Source organism: Aeromonas sp. FDAARGOS 1408, from assembly GCF_019048665.1.
Taxonomy (GTDB): Bacteria; Pseudomonadota; Gammaproteobacteria; order Enterobacterales; family Aeromonadaceae; genus Aeromonas; species Aeromonas dhakensis.
Genome location: NZ_CP077394.1, coordinates 4,002,992 through 4,017,500 on the forward strand (window position 1 = coordinate 4,002,992; position 14,509 = coordinate 4,017,500).

Sequence of the window (14,509 nt, forward strand, 5' to 3'; positions counted from 1 at the left end):
CTGAATTCCAGCCATAAAAAAACCCGGCACAGGGCCGGGTTTTTGGGAATGCAGCATCAAGCAATTACTTGATTTTGCCTTCCTTGTAGATCACATGCTGACGAACAACGGGATCAAACTTTTTGATTTCCATTTTTTCGGGCATGGTGCGCTTGTTTTTGGTAGTGGTATAGAAGTGACCAGTACCGGCGCTGGAGTTCAGGCGAATCTTCTCGCGAATACCTTTAGCCATGATCTAATTCCTTATACCTTAACACCGCTGGCGCGCAGTTCAGCCAGAACCACTTCAACGCCACGCTTGTCGATGATACGCATGCCTTTTGCGGATACGCGCAGGCTTACGAAGCGTTTTTCACTCTCAACCCAGAAACGGTGAGTGTGCAGGTTCGGCAGGAAACGACGCTTGGTAGCGTTGTTAGCGTGCGAACGGTTGTTACCAACTGCCGGGCGCTTGCCGGTTACTTGGCATACTCTAGACATGTCAGTCTCTCCAAATCTTACTTCATTGCTCGAGCAAATATCTGCCCCGCTGGCCTTCGATTGCGGGGCAAACAGAAGGCGGCATTTTATACAGCATCCGTGATCAAAGATCAACTAATACGGAGCCAGAGCACAGTCATAACCAACCGCGCTCGGCGAAAGAAACCGTGATGCCATCACCGATCACCAAGTGATCCAGCACTCTGATATCGATCAGGGCCAGGGCGGCCGTGATCCGATCCGTGATCTGGCGGTCGGCCCTACTGGGCTCGGCGACGCCGGACGGGTGATTATGCGCCAGAATCACGGCGGCTGCATTATGTTTGAGTGCGATCTGCACGATTTCTCTGGGCCAGACGCTCGCCGAGTCGAGGGTGCCGTAAAAAAGTTCAACGAATTGAATCACTCTGTGCTGATTGTCGAGCAGCAGCAGGGCAAACACCTCCCGCGACCGATCCCGCAGCTGGGCCTGCAGATAGTCTCGGGTCAGCTGGGGCGAGGTAAGTGCATCCCCCCGTTGCAGCTGCTGCGCCAGATGACGTTTACCCATCTCCAGCACCGCCTGCAGCTGGGCATATTTGGCTGGGCCCAGGCCATGCGCCTCGCAGAAGGCACGTCGGTCCGCCCCCAGCAGATTGCGCAGCGATCCGAACTGATTCAACAGGTTGCGGGAGAGATCGACCGCACTCAGGCCACTGACCCCGGTGCGCAGGAAGATCGCCAGCAGCTCGGCATCGGACAAGCCGCCCGGGCCGTGACGCAGCAGCTTCTCACGGGGTCGTTCATCCTCTGGCCACTCCTTGATGCTCATTTGTCTCTCCTTCGCGCTATTGAGAGAAAACATAGCAAAGAAATCACGGGAGCCCGGCCACAAGACCCCCATGTCAGCCTCTGTCGTCGACTGCTGCCTGTGGTATCTTAGCCGACCAGTCAGAGTGAGCCGGAAGAGAAACAGCAGATGAGATTGGCCGATAAACGCATCCTGTTGGGTGTCAGTGGCGGGATCGCCGCCTACAAGAGTGCCGAGCTGGTACGCCGCCTGAAAGATCAGGGCGCCGAGGTACGGGTGGTGATGACCCGCTCCGCCAAGGAGTTCATCACCCCGCTGACCCTGCAGGCCGTCTCCGGCCACCCGGTGGCCGACAGTCTGCTGGATCCCGCTGCCGAGGCGGGCATGGGCCACATCGAGCTGGCCAAGTGGGCCGATCTGGTGCTGATCGCCCCCGCCAGCGCCAATCTGATGGCCCGCATGGCCGCCGGCATGGCCGACGAGCTGCTCACCACCCTCTGCCTGGCCACCCCGGCACCGGTGGCGCTGGCGCCGGCCATGAATCAGCAAATGTATCTCAACGCCGCCACTCAGGCCAACCTCAAGACCCTCGCCAGTCGCGGCATCCTGCTGTGGGGGCCGGATTCCGGTAGCCAGGCGTGCGGTGACGTGGGCCCGGGCCGGATGCTGGATCCCCTCGAGCTGGTTGAACGCTGCTGCCAGCAGCTCGCCGCCGAGCCGCTGCTGGCCGGCGTCAGGCTGCTGCTGACTGCCGGGCCGACCCGTGAAGCACTCGATCCGGTGCGCTACATCAGCAACCACAGCTCAGGCAAGATGGGCTATGCCATCGCCCGCGCCGCCCGTGAAGCGGGTGCCGAGGTGACGCTGGTGAGCGGCCCGGTGGCACTGGCCACCCCGGCCGGCGTCACCCGCGTCGACGTCGAGAGCGCCGAGCAGATGCACCAGGCGGTCATGAGCCGGGTCGGCGAGAGCGACCTCTTCATCGGCTGCGCCGCCGTCGCCGATTACCGCCCCGCCCAGGTGGCCGAGCAGAAGATCAAGAAGACCGGCGACAACGACCAGATGCAGCTGACCCTGGTCAAAAACCCCGACATCATCGCCGCCGTGGGGGCCTTGTCAGACAAACCCTTCACCGTCGGATTTGCCGCAGAAACCGTGGATGTGGAACAATACGCCCTCGACAAACTGCAGCGTAAGCGGCTGGACATGATCGCCGCCAACGACGTATCCCGTGCGGGCCAGGGCTTCAATGCCGATGACAACGCCCTCACCGTGTTCTGGCAAGGGGGTCAAGCCCCTCTGCCCCTGGCCGATAAGCTGACGCTGGCTCGTCACCTGATTGCCCTGATTGCACGCCATTACCGGCGCTGAGCCAGTCAATCGACCACCTCCACTCCAATAAAAACGATTTATGACAACACAAATTGAACTGAAGATTCTGGATGCCCGCATCGGCACCGACTATCCGCTGCCTGCCTACGCCACACCGGGCTCCGCCGGCATGGATCTGCGCGCCCTGCTGGATGCCCCGCTGACGCTGGCCCCGGGTGATACCACCCTGGTACCGACCGGGCTGGCCATCCACATCCAGGATCCGGGCCTGTGCGCCACCATCCTGCCCCGCTCCGGCCTCGGCCATAAACACGGCATCGTGTTGGGCAACCTGGTCGGCCTCATCGATTCCGACTACCAGGGCCAGCTGATGGTCTCGGTATGGAACCGCGGCAAAGAGGCGTTCACCATGCAGCCTGGCGAGCGCATCGCCCAGCTGGTGATCATGCCGGTGGTTCAGGCCAGCTTCCAACTGGTCGATGAGTTCAATCAGAGCGAACGGGGTGAAGGCGGTTTTGGTTCTTCTGGTCGCCAATAACAGACCACACCGGCCCGAGTGGCGGTGCCTAATAACAGAATCAGGCCATTGTTTTTTTAGGGGAATCCATGGCAAGCAGTAATCAGAAACAGAGTCGGCGCGATCAGATCCTGCAGGCGCTCGCCCACATGCTGGAGACCAGCCCAGGCCAGCGCATCACCACGGCCCGTCTGGCGGCCGAGGTGGGGGTCTCCGAGGCTGCCCTCTATCGACATTTTCCCAGCAAGGCGCGGATGTTCGAGGGGCTGATCGACTTTATCGAAGATTCCCTGCTGTCACGGGTCAACCTGATCATGGCCGAAGAGAAGGACACCATGAGCCGCTGTCACCACATACTGCAGCTGCTGCTGGTGTTCGCCGAGCGCAATCCCGGTATCACCCGCATCCTCAACGGCGACGCCCTGCTGGGCGAGCACGACCGGCTGCGGGATCGCATCAGCATCCTGTTCGACAAGCTGGAGACCCAGATCAAGCAGGTGCTGCGGGAGAAACGGCTGCGCGAAGGCCAGGGCTTCCAGCTCGACGAGACCATGCTGGCCAACCTGTTACTGGCCTACACCGAGGGGCGGATCAGTCAGTTCGTCCGCTCCGAGTTCAAAATCAAACCCACCGCCGGGTTTGAAGATCAGTGGCAGTTTATCCGCAGCCAGCTGCTGCAGAGCTGAGCAGTACGCCCGGCGACAATGCATTCGCAATCAGCCGCGGCTACGCCGCTCCAGGTGAGTTGCAGTAAAGAGGGAGGCCTTGGCCTCCCTTGTTTTTTGTGGCACAAAAGAGGCGGTGAGCACCAGATGCGACCCGGACTGTCGCATGCCAATGTTAGATTCATGCGTCATAAACCTTTTATCGCCTGACAGGACACCCTATGGAACCCGAAATCATTACCGAAGCGCAGACCTGGCTGGTCAACAACCAGGGCCTGCTGATCGAGTATGCCGTCAACATCGCGGCCGCCCTGCTCACCCTGCTGGTCGGCTACATCGCCGCCAACCTCATCAGCGGCGCCGTGGTCAAGGTGATGCAGTCCCGCAAGCTGGACACCACTGTCACCCACTTCGTCGGCAGCATCCTCAAGTACGCCATCCTGGTATTCGTGGTGATCGCAGCGCTGGGCCGGGTCGGGGTGCAGACCGCCTCCTTCGTCGCCATTATCGGTGCCGCCGGTCTGGCCATCGGTCTGGCGCTGCAGGGCTCGCTCTCCAACTTCGCCGCCGGCTTCCTGCTGATCATCTTCCGTCCCATCAAGGCAGGCGAGTTCATCGAAGTGGCAGGCACCAATGGCGTGGTGCAATCCGTTCAGCTGTTCACCACCACCCTCACCTCAGGTGACAACAAGATGGTGGTGGTGCCCAACTCCGCCATCCTCAACGGCACTATCGTCAACTACTCGCGCATGGATACCCGCCGCGTCGACATGACCTTCGGCATCGGCTACGGCTCGGATCTCCGCAAGGCTAAGCAGATCCTGGAGCGGCTGGTGAACGAAGAACCGCGCATCCTCAAGGAGCCGGCCACCACCATCGCCGTCGCCGCGCTGGCCGACTCCTCGGTCAACATAGTCGTGCGCCCCTGGGTCAAGACCGGCGACTACTGGGGAGTCTGGTTCGACTTCCACGAGAAGGTGAAGCTCACCTTCGATGCCGAAGGCATCGAGATCCCCTTCCCGCAGATGGTCATGCACATGCAAAAGCCGCAGGCGTAAACGCGGTTTTGCAGCCACCCACAATGCCAGCCTTCGGGCTGGCATTGTCGTCTCTGGCCTCGGCAGGGGTGAACACGACCATAAAAAAGCCGGCCACAATGGGCCGGACTTTGTTTTCAGCATTCCGGGGGGGTCGGCTTACACCAGCCGACGTGCCACCCGGTTGAGCAGCGGTTGCACCAGCACATATCCCCCCAGCACGGCACCGATCACCGCCAGTACCCGCAGCGGCAAGGTAGGGGCCGCACTGGTCAGCACCAGGGTCAACAGGCCGATGAGGCCGGTGGCGATCAGGCTAAGGGCAAACAGGGACAACACAGCTTTCATAGCGATCTCCTCATTCCAGACAGTAGCCATCCCTGGGAGATCTCGTCCATGCGACACCCATGCTAGCCATCTTGGGCCACCGACAATTTGCGCCTGCGCATGAAATGAGCGAAAAGGCGCCTATCGAATACTCTTTTGACTGCCATGCCAGGTTGCCACCCCGTCCACAGCATGCCTCGCCCTGAAAGCCCTTTCAGCGGCGGCAAGCCCGACCAAGTATGCGCAAACGCAAGATCCGGCAACCATGAGTGACTCATAATCGCAGCGTTTTGGTTGTAAACTCGGTCGATGGCAGACAATTGGTAAAGCTCTGTTACACGGGCCGCACCATGGGCTCGGTATAATGGGCCCGGTATAGTGCTCGAATAATAAGGTTTGGCGGGAGCCTTGCCTGCAAGGTTCATACACAACTTGGAAGACTGATAATCCTATGAAAAACATCAATCCAACCCAGACCCAGGCCTGGCAGGCACTGGAAGCCCACTTTGCAGCGAACAAAGAGACCCGGCTCAAGGATCTGTTCGCCCAGGATCCCCAGCGTTTCGACAAATTCTCCCTCACCTTCGGCGGCGACATCCTAGTCGATTACTCCAAGAACCTGATCACCGAGGAAACCCTCAAGTTGCTGGTTGATCTGGCCAAAGAGACCGATCTTCGCAGCGCGATCGATGCCATGTTCAATGGCGACAAGATCAACATGACCGAAGGCCGCTCGGTACTGCACGTGGCCCTGCGCAACCGCTCCGACCGCCCCATCGAGTGTGACGGCAAGGATGTGATGCCGGAAGTGAACGCCGTGCTGGCCAAGATGAAAGGCTTCTGCGAGAAGATCATCAGCGGCGAATGGAAAGGCTACACCGGCAAGGCGATCCAGCACGTGGTCAACATCGGCATCGGTGGCTCGGATCTGGGCCCGGTGATGATCACCGAGGCGTTGCGTCCCTACAAAAACCACCTGCAGATGCACTTCGTCTCCAACGTCGATGGCACCCACATCGCCGAGACCCTGAAGAAGATCGATCCGGAAACCACCCTGTTCCTGGTGGCCTCCAAGACCTTCACTACCCAGGAGACCATGACTAACGCCCTGACCGCCCGCGACTGGTTCATCAAGATCGCCGGTGACAAGGCCCACGTTGCCAAGCACTTCGCAGCCCTCTCCACCAACGGTAAGGCCGTGGCCGAGTTCGGTATCGACACCAACAACATGTTCGAGTTCTGGGACTGGGTTGGCGGCCGTTACTCCTCCTGGTCCGCCATCGGCATGCCTATCGCCCTGTCGGTCGGTTTCGACAACTTCGAGGCCCTGCTGCAAGGCGCCTTCGAGATGGATATGCACTTCGCCACCGCCTCCTATGAGCAGAACGTGCCGGTGCTGCTGGCACTGATCGGCCTGTGGTACAACAACTTCTACGGCGCAGAGTCCGAAGCCATCCTGCCCTACGACCAGTACATGCACCGTTTCCCCGCCTACTTCCAGCAGGGCAACATGGAGTCCAACGGCAAATACGTGGACCGCAACGGCAACAAGGTCGACTACCAGACCGGCCCCATCATCTGGGGTGAGCCGGGCACCAACGGCCAGCACGCCTTCTACCAGCTGATCCATCAGGGCACCAAGCTGATCCCCTGTGACTTCCTGGCACCGGCCATCAGCCACAACCCGATCGGCGACCACCACCCGAAACTGCTGGCCAACTTCTTCGCCCAGACCGAAGCGCTGGCCTTCGGCAAGAGCAAGGAACAGGTCGAAGCCGAGTTCCTGGCCGCCGGCAAAACCCTGGAGCAGGTCAAGGATCTGGTGCCGTTCAAGGTGTTCGAAGGCAACCGCCCGACCAACTCCATCCTGTTCAAGAGCCTGACCCCGAAAACCCTGGGTGCCCTGATCGCCATGTACGAGCACAAGATCTTCGTACAGGGCGCAATCTGGAACATCTTCAGCTTCGACCAGTGGGGTGTGGAGCTGGGCAAACAGCTGGCCAACAAGATCCTGCCGGAGCTCAACACTGCCGAGGCTGTCACCAGCCACGACTGCTCCACCAACGGCCTGATCAACACCTGGAAAGCGTGGAAAGCCTGATTTAGCCGGCCTTTCTGAATGCAAAAGCCCCGCTCGATGAGCGGGGCTTTTTTATGGCTGTCGGGCTGGTTTGCTGGCTGGCCGGTCGGGTGTCCAGCCCGACCGGCGACGGGGATCGTCACCCCCGCCTCCTTATCATCCTGCCCGATGCTGGCTTAACCGCCGACGGCGATACGCTTCATGTCCTTCATGTAACCGCGCAGTACCTGGCCGATCGCTTCGATGGGGTGGTTGCGGGTCGCCTCGTTGGCCGCCAGCAGCGCCAGGTTGTCGACGCTCTGCCCTTCCGCCTTGCTGGCCCCCAGATCACCCGCTTTCAGGGTCGGCATGAAGTGCTCGCGCAGCAAGGGCACGGCAGCGTTGGCGAACAGGTAGTTGCCGTACTCGGCGGTGTCGGAGATGACCACGTTCATCTCGTACAGGCGCTTGCGGGCAACTGTGTTGGCGATCAGCGGCAGCTCGTGCAGGGATTCGTAGTAGGCAGACTCCTCGTAGATACCGGAAGCCACCATGGTCTCGAACGCCAGCTCGACACCCGCCTTGACCATGGCCACCATCACCACGCCATTGTCGAAGTACTCCTGCTCGGCAATCTTGCCTGCAAACGCCGGGGCGTTTTCGAAAGCGGACTTGCCGGTCTCTTCACGCCAGCCGAACAGCTTGGCATCGTCTTCGGCCCAGTCGGCCATCATGCCGCGGGAGAATTCACCGGCGATGATGTCGTCCATGTGCTTCTCGAACAGCGGGCGCATCAGGGTCTTGAGCTGCTCGGAGAGCTCGAAGGCACGCAGCTTGGCCGGGTTGGACAGGCGGTCCATCATCAGGCTGATGCCACCCTGCTTCAGGGCTTCGGTGATGGTCTCCCAGCCGAACTGGATCAGCTTACCGGCGTAGGCCGGGTCTGTGCCTTCGGCAACCAGCTTGTCGTAGCAGAGCAGGGAACCGGCCTGCAGCATGCCGCAGAGAATGGTCTGCTCGCCCATCAGGTCGGATTTCACTTCCGCCACGAAGGAGGACTCCAGCACGCCGGCACGGTCGCCGCCGGTGGCGGAGGCCCACGCCTTGGCGATGGCCATGCCTTCACCCTTGGGATCGTTCTCCGGGTGAACGGCGATCAGGGTCGGTACGCCGAAGCCGCGTTTGTACTCTTCACGCACTTCGGTACCCGGGCACTTGGGCGCCACCATCACGACCGTGATGTCGGAGCGGATCTGCTGACCCTCTTCCACCACGTTGAAGCCGTGGGAGTAGCCCAGTGCGGCGCCCTGCTTCATCAGCGGCATCACGGTTTTGACGACGTCGGAGTGCTGCTTGTCCGGGGTCAGGTTCAGCACCAGATCGGCGGTCGGGATCAGCTCTTCATAGGTGCCGACCGCGAAGCCGTTGTCGGTGGCCTTCTGCCAGGAGGCGCGCTTCTCGGTGATGGCGGCCTTGCGCAGGGCGTAGGAGATATCCAGCCCGGAGTCACGCATGTTCAGGCCCTGGTTCAGGCCCTGGGCACCACAGCCCACAATCACCACCTTCTTGCCCTTCAGCACGTTGCAGCCGTCCGCGAACTCTTCGCGCTGCATGAAACGACACTTGCCCAGCTGGGCCAACTGCTGACGCAGGTTCAAGGTGTTGAAATAGTTAGCCATGGTGATTGCTCCGTTCGATTGATTCCATGCCGGATGGCGGCGTTGTCGAAACCACTATAGCGCGGGACACTTATTGCCTGAACTGATATATTCGAAACAGTACGTTGCAATAATTGAAACGTTAACCCTTCATGATCACATGGCGGGGCTAACCACCCACCGCTGGATATCGGGCAGGCATCCAGCGTCAGGAGCTGAAAGATGGACCTTCGCAATCTCGAACTGTTTCTCCACCTCGCCGACTCCCTCCACTTCGGCAAGAGCGCCGACGCCATGGCGGTCAGTCCCTCCACCCTCAGCCGCGCCATCCAGCGGCTGGAGCAGGAGACCGGCTGTGTGCTGTTCGAGCGGGACAACCGCTCGGTACGGCTCACCCCGGCCGGCGAGAAGCTGCGTGAGTTTGGTGGAGAGCTGCTGCAGGAGTGGCGCCAGCTCAAGCAGGAGCTCAAACGCAGCGATGAGCCGCTGCAGGGCCGACTACGGGTGTTCTGCTCGGTCACCGCCAGCTACTTTCTGCTGCCCGAGGTGCTGGAGCGCTTTCGCCGCCGCTATCCCCAGCTGGAGATCAAGCTGGAGACCGGCGACCCGGCGCTGGCGGTAGACAAGATCCTGGCCGACGAGGCTGATCTCGCCATCGCCGCCCGCCCCGATGCCCTCTCATCCAAGCTGGAGTTTGCCAGCCTGCAGCAGGTACCGCTGGTGTTCATCGCTCCTCGCACCGCACCGCAGCAGAACCAGTGGTTCTCCCAGGGCGAACCTGACTGGGAGCGGCTGCCGCTTATCCTCTCGGAGCAGGGGCTGGCCCGCAAACGCTGCGATCAGTGGCTGCGCAACAAGGGGATCGCCCCCAACATCTATGCGGAGGTGGCGGGCAACGAGGGGATTGTCGCCATGGTGGCGCTCGGCTTCGGCGTGGGGCTGGTGCCGGCGGCGGTGATCGACCACAGCCCCATGGGTGAGAAGGTACGCATCGTCGAGCCCAAGCCGGCGCTCAAACCATTCGATGTCGGCATCGCGGTGCTCAAGAAGCGGCTGGAGGAGCCGCTGATCCGCGCCTTCTGGGATACGGCGCGGGGACAGGGATCACTGCGCTGACAAGGCGGGCAACACAGGTGCATAGATGAGCGAGGGATCCTGCATCATGGCGCGGCTGCCGGCCGGCAGATCCGGATTGCTCAGCTCCAGCATCACCCGCCGATCGAGCTGCAGCCGCCGGATGGTGCTGCCAAAACCCGCCTCGAATATCCGCTCATAGTCACCGGACTGGCGGGCCCGCTGCAGCCCCAGCTCGATGCGCTTGGCCAGCTCCGGATACCTGGGTGAGACGAAAAACAACAGCGCCAGCGGATAGCGAAACACCAGGTGGGGTTCGATGGCCAGATCCGGATGCTGTGTGAGCTCATCCTCGATCTCGATGACCGAGCGCAGGAAGCAGTCGAAGCGCCGTTTGCGCAGCATGTTGAACAGGGCCTCATAGAGACCGCCCACCACCACGTCGAGGCCGTTCTCCTTGAGCAGACGGGTATCAGGCCAGGATCTGTGCTGACCGATGCGAAGCCCGGCCTGCCGCCAGTCGGTCAGCGATCGTATGTTGGCGAACCGCCCCTCGTCCCCCTGCCGAACGAGGCACACCCGCCAGCCCAGCAACCCTTTTGCCAACGGAACATGGATGGCCAGCAGGGTGCGCTCGCGCTCCTCATCGGGGGCAAACACCCCGACCTGCACCAGTTCGCCCCCCTGCAACTCCTTGACCGCCCGACCCTGCTCCATCGGCGGGCTGGCAATCAGCCGATAGGGACCGTATTCGGGCACGGTCAGATCGAGGGAGAGTCGCAACAGACCAGCCACGGCGGGATTGGGGTGATCAAGCAGCAGATTCCAGGCCCTGATGGGGGTCTCGGTCGCCTGCACGCTGCCAGCCAGCAGAATGACGCACCACAGCCAGCTCCTGATCATTGCACTCCTCCCCTTGTCACTTCCTCACTATAACCTCTCCTCCTCTACCGCCGGGCGCATGGCAGCACGGATATGTGAGCGACTCGATGTCAAATATGACAGTAGCTACGGCAAGGGGCAGATCAGAGACTAGACTGAACGTTCAACCTGAGTGGAAGAGGGAGTCCCGCCATGATGTCCAATCTGATCGAAATCAACAGCTCGCTGCTGTTCGACGAGTACCTGCAAAGCCTGGGGGTACCCTCAACCTTGCTGGATCAGGAACAGGACATCTATCTGCAGGAGCACCACCTGGCAGCGGTACGCCAGATCCAGGGTGAACTGAGGTTTTACCTCCGCGCCAACGCCCTCACCAAGCAGTGATCCGCAGCCGGTCACAGAACCGGCGCTGAATGCATATTACACTGGCACCATCCGCCACCCACGGGAGTGCCCATGAAACCAAGCGGCCTGGATCGGCTCTTCAAACCCCAGTCAATCGCCGTCATCGGCGCCTCGACCGACCCGCAGAAGGCCGGTCACGTGGTCATAAGGCACCTGCTCGCCGGCCATTTCAAGGGTCCCATCCTGCCGGTCAGCCCGCACAGCAAGGCCATTGCCGGCGTGCTGGCCTATCCCGACATCGACAGTCTCCCCCTTGCCCCTGACCTCGCCATCGTCTGTACCCGGCGGGAACGGGTACTGACCCTCATCGAGGCGCTCGGCAAGCGGGGAGCGGGTGCCGCCATCATACTGGCGGCCGATTTCACCCCACCTGAGCGCGAACAACTGCAGCGACTGAGCCGGCAATACGACATCCGCCTGCTCGGCCCCAACAGCATGGGGATGTTGTTGCCGGGTCAGGGCATCAATGCCAGCTTCTCACCGATTGCAGCCAAGCCCGGTCAGGTCGCCTTTCTCTCCCAGTCGGCCGCCGTCAGCACCACCATTCTGGATTGGGCCAAACAGCATGAACTCGGCTTCTCGGCCTTCATCTCCCTTGGCGATCACTGCGACATCAACTTCGGCCAACTACTGGATCAGCTCTCCCGCGACAGCGTGACCCGCGCCATCCTGCTCTACATGGACAAGCTGCAGGATGCCCGCCATTTTCTCTCGGCCGCCCGTGCCGCCGCCCGCAACAAGCCCATCCTGGTGCTCAAGAGCGGCCGCCATGAGCCGGACAACGGACTCGACAACGTCTATGACGCCGCCATCCGTCGCGCCGGCATGCTGCGGGTACGGGATACCCACGAACTGTTTGCCGCCGTCGAGACCCTGAGTCACTCCTTGACCCTCAAGGGGGAGCGGCTCGCCATCATCTCCAACGGCCGTGGCTTGGCCAACATGGCGATCGACAAGTTGCTGGAGCGTGGCGGCAAGCTGGCGATGCCGCCCCGCGACATTGGCAGCGATGCCGACATCAATGACTATCAGCAGGCTCTCGACGACCTGCTGCAAGGGGAGGAGGCTGACGCCATCCTGCTCATCCATGCCCCTTCACTCACCGCCCGCGGCGCCGCCTTGGCGCGAAGCCTGATCGACTACGTCAAGCAGCATCCCAGGGCCAGACGCTTCAATATCCTGACCAACTGGGCGGGGGAATATTCGGCCCAGGAGGGGCGTCGTCTATTCAGCGAGGCGGGATTCCCCACCTACCGCACCCCGGAGAGTGCGGTCGCCGCCTTCATGCATATGGTGGAGTACCGCCGTAACCAGAAGCAGCTGATGGAAACCCCTGCATCGCTGCAGGGTGACAGGCTCGACGTCGACCAGTGCCAACTGCTGATCCGGCAGGCGCTGGAACGCAAGCAGCTCACCCTCGACACCCATCTGGCACACCCCATTCTGCAGGCCGCAGGGCTCTCTACCCTGCCGACCTGGATCGTCTCCGATGCCATCGAGGCCACCCTGACCGCGGAGCAGATCGGCTATCCGGTCGCGGTCAAGCTGCGCTCGCCAGACATACTCCACAAGTCGGCCGTGCACGGCGTCATGCTCAACCTGCGCACCTCGGCCGAAGTCGCCCAGGCTGCGGACGCCATTCTGGATCGAGTCAGGCAACACGACCCCGGTGCCCGCATCGAAGGCCTGCTGGTACAGCGGATGGCACGGCGCAGCGGCGGCCTGGAGCTGCGGATCCGGCTGCAACAAGACCCGGTGTTCGGCCCTGTCATCCTGCTCGGTGAATCAGGAGCTGAACTGCAGGAGATGATGGCGGCCCTGCCGCCACTCAACCAAGCGCTGGCACGCTACCAGATCATAGGGGCGCTCAAGAGTCGCAAGATCCGCGAACAAGCCAGTCCGGAACGGCTCGATATCGATGCCCTCGGCCAGGTGCTATGCCAACTGTCGGAGCTGCTGCTCGCCTTCCCCGAGATCCAGCAGCTGGATCTGCACCCGTTGCAGGCCTGCGGCGCCGAGATGGTGGTGCTGGACGCCAGCCTGACCCTGCAACCCCATGAAGAGGGCAGCTGCAGGCTGGCCATCCGTCCCTATCCCACCGAGCTGGAAGAGGGGGCCTGGCTCAAGGATCAGAGCCATGTGCTGCTGCGCCCCATCCGACCGGAGGATGAACCTGCCCACAAGCAATTTGTCCTCAAGGTATCGGATGAAGACAGGTACAAGCGCTTCTTCGCCGATGTAGGGGAGCTGGGACACGAAGAACTGGCCCGCATGACCCAGATCGATTACGACCGGGAGATGGCCTTTGTCGCCGTGGGACAGGATGGGGAACGAAAAGATCAGATTTTAGGGGTGGTTCGCGCCATTTCGACGCCGGATCTGAGCGATGCCGAGTTTGCCATTCTGGTACGGTCCGATCTGAAGGGGTTGGGGCTTGGCAAACTGATGATGGAGAAGATTGTGCGTTATGCTAGGGAGCGCGGCATTGGCCAGCTGTCAGGCATGACCATGCCCAGCAACCGCGGCATGATCAACCTGGCCAAACGGCTTGGTTTCAAGATCGATATCCAGCTGGAAGATGGGGTAGTCAACATGGAGCTGCCCTGTGCGGAGCGAATAGAGAGGGAATAGCACGGGAAAGCGTGCTGAAATGACTGAATATCAGGCAATAAAAAAGCCCGCTCAGATGAGCGGGCTTCTTCAATTGGGTGCCTGGCAGTGTCCTACTCTCGCATGGCGAATGCCACACTACCATCGGCGCTACAGCGTTTCACTTCTGAGTTCGGCATGGGGTCAGGTGGTTCCACTGCGCTATTGCCGCCAGGCAAAAATCTTCAATCTGAAAAAGCTGATTTAGTTATTCGTTCTCGGTATCTGCTACAAGTCTTCGAACACTTCTTGGGTGTTGTATGGTTAAGCCTCACGGGTAATTAGTATGGGTTAGCTCAACACGTCGCCGCGCTTACACACCCCACCTATCAACGTTGTGGTCTCCAACGGCCCTTTAGGACCCTCAAGGGGTCAGGGATGACTCATCTCAGGGCTCGCTTCCCGCTTAGATGCTTTCAGCGGTTATCGATTCCGAACTTAGCTACCGGGCAGTGCCACTGGCGTGACAACCCGAACACCAGAGGTTCGTTCACTCCGGTCCTCTCGTACTAGGAGCAACTCCCTTCAATCATCCAACGCCCACGGCAGATAGGGACCGAACTGTCTCACGACGTTCTGAACCCAGCTCGCGTACCACTTTAAATGGCGAACAGCCATACCCTTGGGACCGACT

At 61.0% G+C, this 14,509-nt stretch carries 14 protein-coding genes and 2 rRNA genes (1 of these 16 only partly in view); 8 read left to right on the top strand and 8 right to left on the bottom strand.

The genetic code is table 11. From position 1 onward, the window contains the following. Positions 1-64: 64 nt before the first annotated feature. From rpmG to radC, 3 genes are all read right to left on the bottom strand, one after another. The gene (rpmG, locus tag I6L38_RS18530; RefSeq protein ID WP_005307500.1) at positions 65-232 is read right to left on the bottom strand and encodes a 50S ribosomal protein L33; all 168 of its coding nucleotides are present in this window, start codon (positions 230-232) and stop codon (positions 65-67) included. An 11-nt stretch (positions 233-243) separates the two neighbouring features. Next, positions 244-480, bottom strand: a complete 237-nt coding sequence (gene rpmB / locus I6L38_RS18535; RefSeq protein ID WP_005307492.1) for a 50S ribosomal protein L28 — start codon at positions 478-480, stop codon at positions 244-246. A gap of 136 nt (positions 481-616) precedes the next feature. Further along, positions 617-1,291: a DNA repair protein RadC gene (gene radC, locus I6L38_RS18540; RefSeq protein WP_043171444.1), complete on the bottom strand. Its 675-nt coding sequence runs from the start codon at positions 1,289-1,291 to the stop codon at positions 617-619. 147 nt (positions 1,292-1,438) lie between these two features. Here radC and coaBC point away from each other — a divergent pair, with 147 nt between their 5' ends. The 4 genes from coaBC (at position 1,439) to I6L38_RS18560 (ending at position 4,842) form a co-directional block, all read left to right on the top strand. Next, positions 1,439-2,641, top strand: a complete 1,203-nt coding sequence (coaBC, locus tag I6L38_RS18545) for a bifunctional phosphopantothenoylcysteine decarboxylase/phosphopantothenate--cysteine ligase CoaBC (protein WP_010635526.1) — start codon at positions 1,439-1,441, stop codon at positions 2,639-2,641. A gap of 40 nt (positions 2,642-2,681) precedes the next feature. Then, complete coding sequence (dut, locus tag I6L38_RS18550; protein WP_005307478.1) at positions 2,682-3,140, top strand: dUTP diphosphatase; 459 nt, start codon at positions 2,682-2,684, stop codon at positions 3,138-3,140. A gap of 68 nt (positions 3,141-3,208) precedes the next feature. After that, positions 3,209-3,805: a nucleoid occlusion factor SlmA gene (gene slmA, locus I6L38_RS18555; RefSeq protein WP_005307475.1), complete on the top strand. Its 597-nt coding sequence runs from the start codon at positions 3,209-3,211 to the stop codon at positions 3,803-3,805. 200 nt (positions 3,806-4,005) lie between these two features. Beyond that, positions 4,006-4,842 (top strand): mechanosensitive ion channel domain-containing protein, encoded by an 837-nt coding sequence (locus I6L38_RS18560; RefSeq protein ID WP_005307473.1) that lies wholly within the window; start codon positions 4,006-4,008, stop codon positions 4,840-4,842. Between the two features lie 138 nt (positions 4,843-4,980). Here the strand turns inward: I6L38_RS18560 and I6L38_RS18565 are convergent, their stop codons facing one another. After that, positions 4,981-5,169: a holin gene (locus I6L38_RS18565; RefSeq protein ID WP_005307469.1), complete on the bottom strand. Its 189-nt coding sequence runs from the start codon at positions 5,167-5,169 to the stop codon at positions 4,981-4,983. A 430-nt stretch (positions 5,170-5,599) separates the two neighbouring features. Here I6L38_RS18565 and pgi point away from each other — a divergent pair, with 430 nt between their 5' ends. After that, on the top strand, positions 5,600-7,249 hold the full coding sequence (gene pgi / locus I6L38_RS18570; RefSeq protein ID WP_043171443.1) for a glucose-6-phosphate isomerase: 1,650 nt from the start codon (positions 5,600-5,602) through the stop codon (positions 7,247-7,249). A 155-nt stretch (positions 7,250-7,404) separates the two neighbouring features. On the opposite strand, the gene ilvC is transcribed toward pgi, so the two are convergent. Further along, positions 7,405-8,886 (bottom strand): ketol-acid reductoisomerase, encoded by a 1,482-nt coding sequence (gene ilvC, locus I6L38_RS18575; protein ID WP_019840082.1) that lies wholly within the window; start codon positions 8,884-8,886, stop codon positions 7,405-7,407. 201 nt (positions 8,887-9,087) lie between these two features. On the opposite strand from ilvC, the gene ilvY reads away from it, so the two are divergent. Then, positions 9,088-9,981, top strand: coding sequence for an HTH-type transcriptional activator IlvY (gene ilvY / locus I6L38_RS18580; RefSeq protein ID WP_042049777.1), 894 nt, complete (start codon positions 9,088-9,090; stop codon positions 9,979-9,981). Here ilvY and I6L38_RS18585 read toward each other — a convergent pair. Continuing rightward, positions 9,970-10,842, bottom strand: a complete 873-nt coding sequence (locus I6L38_RS18585) for an ABC transporter substrate-binding protein (protein ID WP_043171442.1) — start codon at positions 10,840-10,842, stop codon at positions 9,970-9,972. The two genes, ilvY and I6L38_RS18585, sit on opposite strands and share 12 nt — an antisense overlap. A gap of 171 nt (positions 10,843-11,013) precedes the next feature. Here I6L38_RS18585 and I6L38_RS18590 point away from each other — a divergent pair, with 171 nt between their 5' ends. Further along, complete coding sequence (locus I6L38_RS18590) at positions 11,014-11,205, top strand: hypothetical protein (RefSeq protein ID WP_005307455.1); 192 nt, start codon at positions 11,014-11,016, stop codon at positions 11,203-11,205. Positions 11,206-11,277: 72 nt separating this feature from the next. Next, positions 11,278-13,857 (top strand): bifunctional acetate--CoA ligase family protein/GNAT family N-acetyltransferase, encoded by a 2,580-nt coding sequence (locus I6L38_RS18595; protein WP_043171441.1) that lies wholly within the window; start codon positions 11,278-11,280, stop codon positions 13,855-13,857. A gap of 79 nt (positions 13,858-13,936) precedes the next feature. Here the strand turns inward: I6L38_RS18595 and rrf are convergent. Further along, positions 13,937-14,051 (bottom strand): 5S ribosomal RNA (gene rrf / locus I6L38_RS18600). A gap of 84 nt (positions 14,052-14,135) precedes the next feature. Beyond that, positions 14,136-14,509 (bottom strand): 23S ribosomal RNA (locus I6L38_RS18605); it runs 2,515 nt beyond the window's last position.

What these genes read in the sequence shown, in the direction of transcription:
- coaBC (WP_010635526.1), top strand. Translation starts at nt 1,439, where the DNA reads ATGAGATTGGCCGATAAACGCATCCTGTTGGGTGTCAGTGGCGGGATC.
- ilvY (WP_042049777.1), top strand. Translation starts at nt 9,088, where the DNA reads ATGGACCTTCGCAATCTCGAACTGTTTCTCCACCTCGCCGACTCCCTC.
- I6L38_RS18565 (WP_005307469.1), bottom strand. Translation starts at nt 5,169, where the DNA reads ATGAAAGCTGTGTTGTCCCTGTTTGCCCTTAGCCTGATCGCCACCGGC.
- radC (WP_043171444.1), bottom strand. Translation starts at nt 1,291, where the DNA reads ATGAGCATCAAGGAGTGGCCAGAGGATGAACGACCCCGTGAGAAGCTG.
- rpmG (WP_005307500.1), bottom strand. Translation starts at nt 232, where the DNA reads ATGGCTAAAGGTATTCGCGAGAAGATTCGCCTGAACTCCAGCGCCGGT.
- pgi (WP_043171443.1), top strand. Translation starts at nt 5,600, where the DNA reads ATGAAAAACATCAATCCAACCCAGACCCAGGCCTGGCAGGCACTGGAA.
- ilvC (WP_019840082.1), bottom strand. Translation starts at nt 8,886, where the DNA reads ATGGCTAACTATTTCAACACCTTGAACCTGCGTCAGCAGTTGGCCCAG.
- I6L38_RS18585 (WP_043171442.1), bottom strand. Translation starts at nt 10,842, where the DNA reads ATGATCAGGAGCTGGCTGTGGTGCGTCATTCTGCTGGCTGGCAGCGTG.
- I6L38_RS18595 (WP_043171441.1), top strand. Translation starts at nt 11,278, where the DNA reads ATGAAACCAAGCGGCCTGGATCGGCTCTTCAAACCCCAGTCAATCGCC.
- slmA (WP_005307475.1), top strand. Translation starts at nt 3,209, where the DNA reads ATGGCAAGCAGTAATCAGAAACAGAGTCGGCGCGATCAGATCCTGCAG.
- dut (WP_005307478.1), top strand. Translation starts at nt 2,682, where the DNA reads ATGACAACACAAATTGAACTGAAGATTCTGGATGCCCGCATCGGCACC.
- I6L38_RS18560 (WP_005307473.1), top strand. Translation starts at nt 4,006, where the DNA reads ATGGAACCCGAAATCATTACCGAAGCGCAGACCTGGCTGGTCAACAAC.
- I6L38_RS18590 (WP_005307455.1), top strand. Translation starts at nt 11,014, where the DNA reads ATGATGTCCAATCTGATCGAAATCAACAGCTCGCTGCTGTTCGACGAG.
- rpmB (WP_005307492.1), bottom strand. Translation starts at nt 480, where the DNA reads ATGTCTAGAGTATGCCAAGTAACCGGCAAGCGCCCGGCAGTTGGTAAC.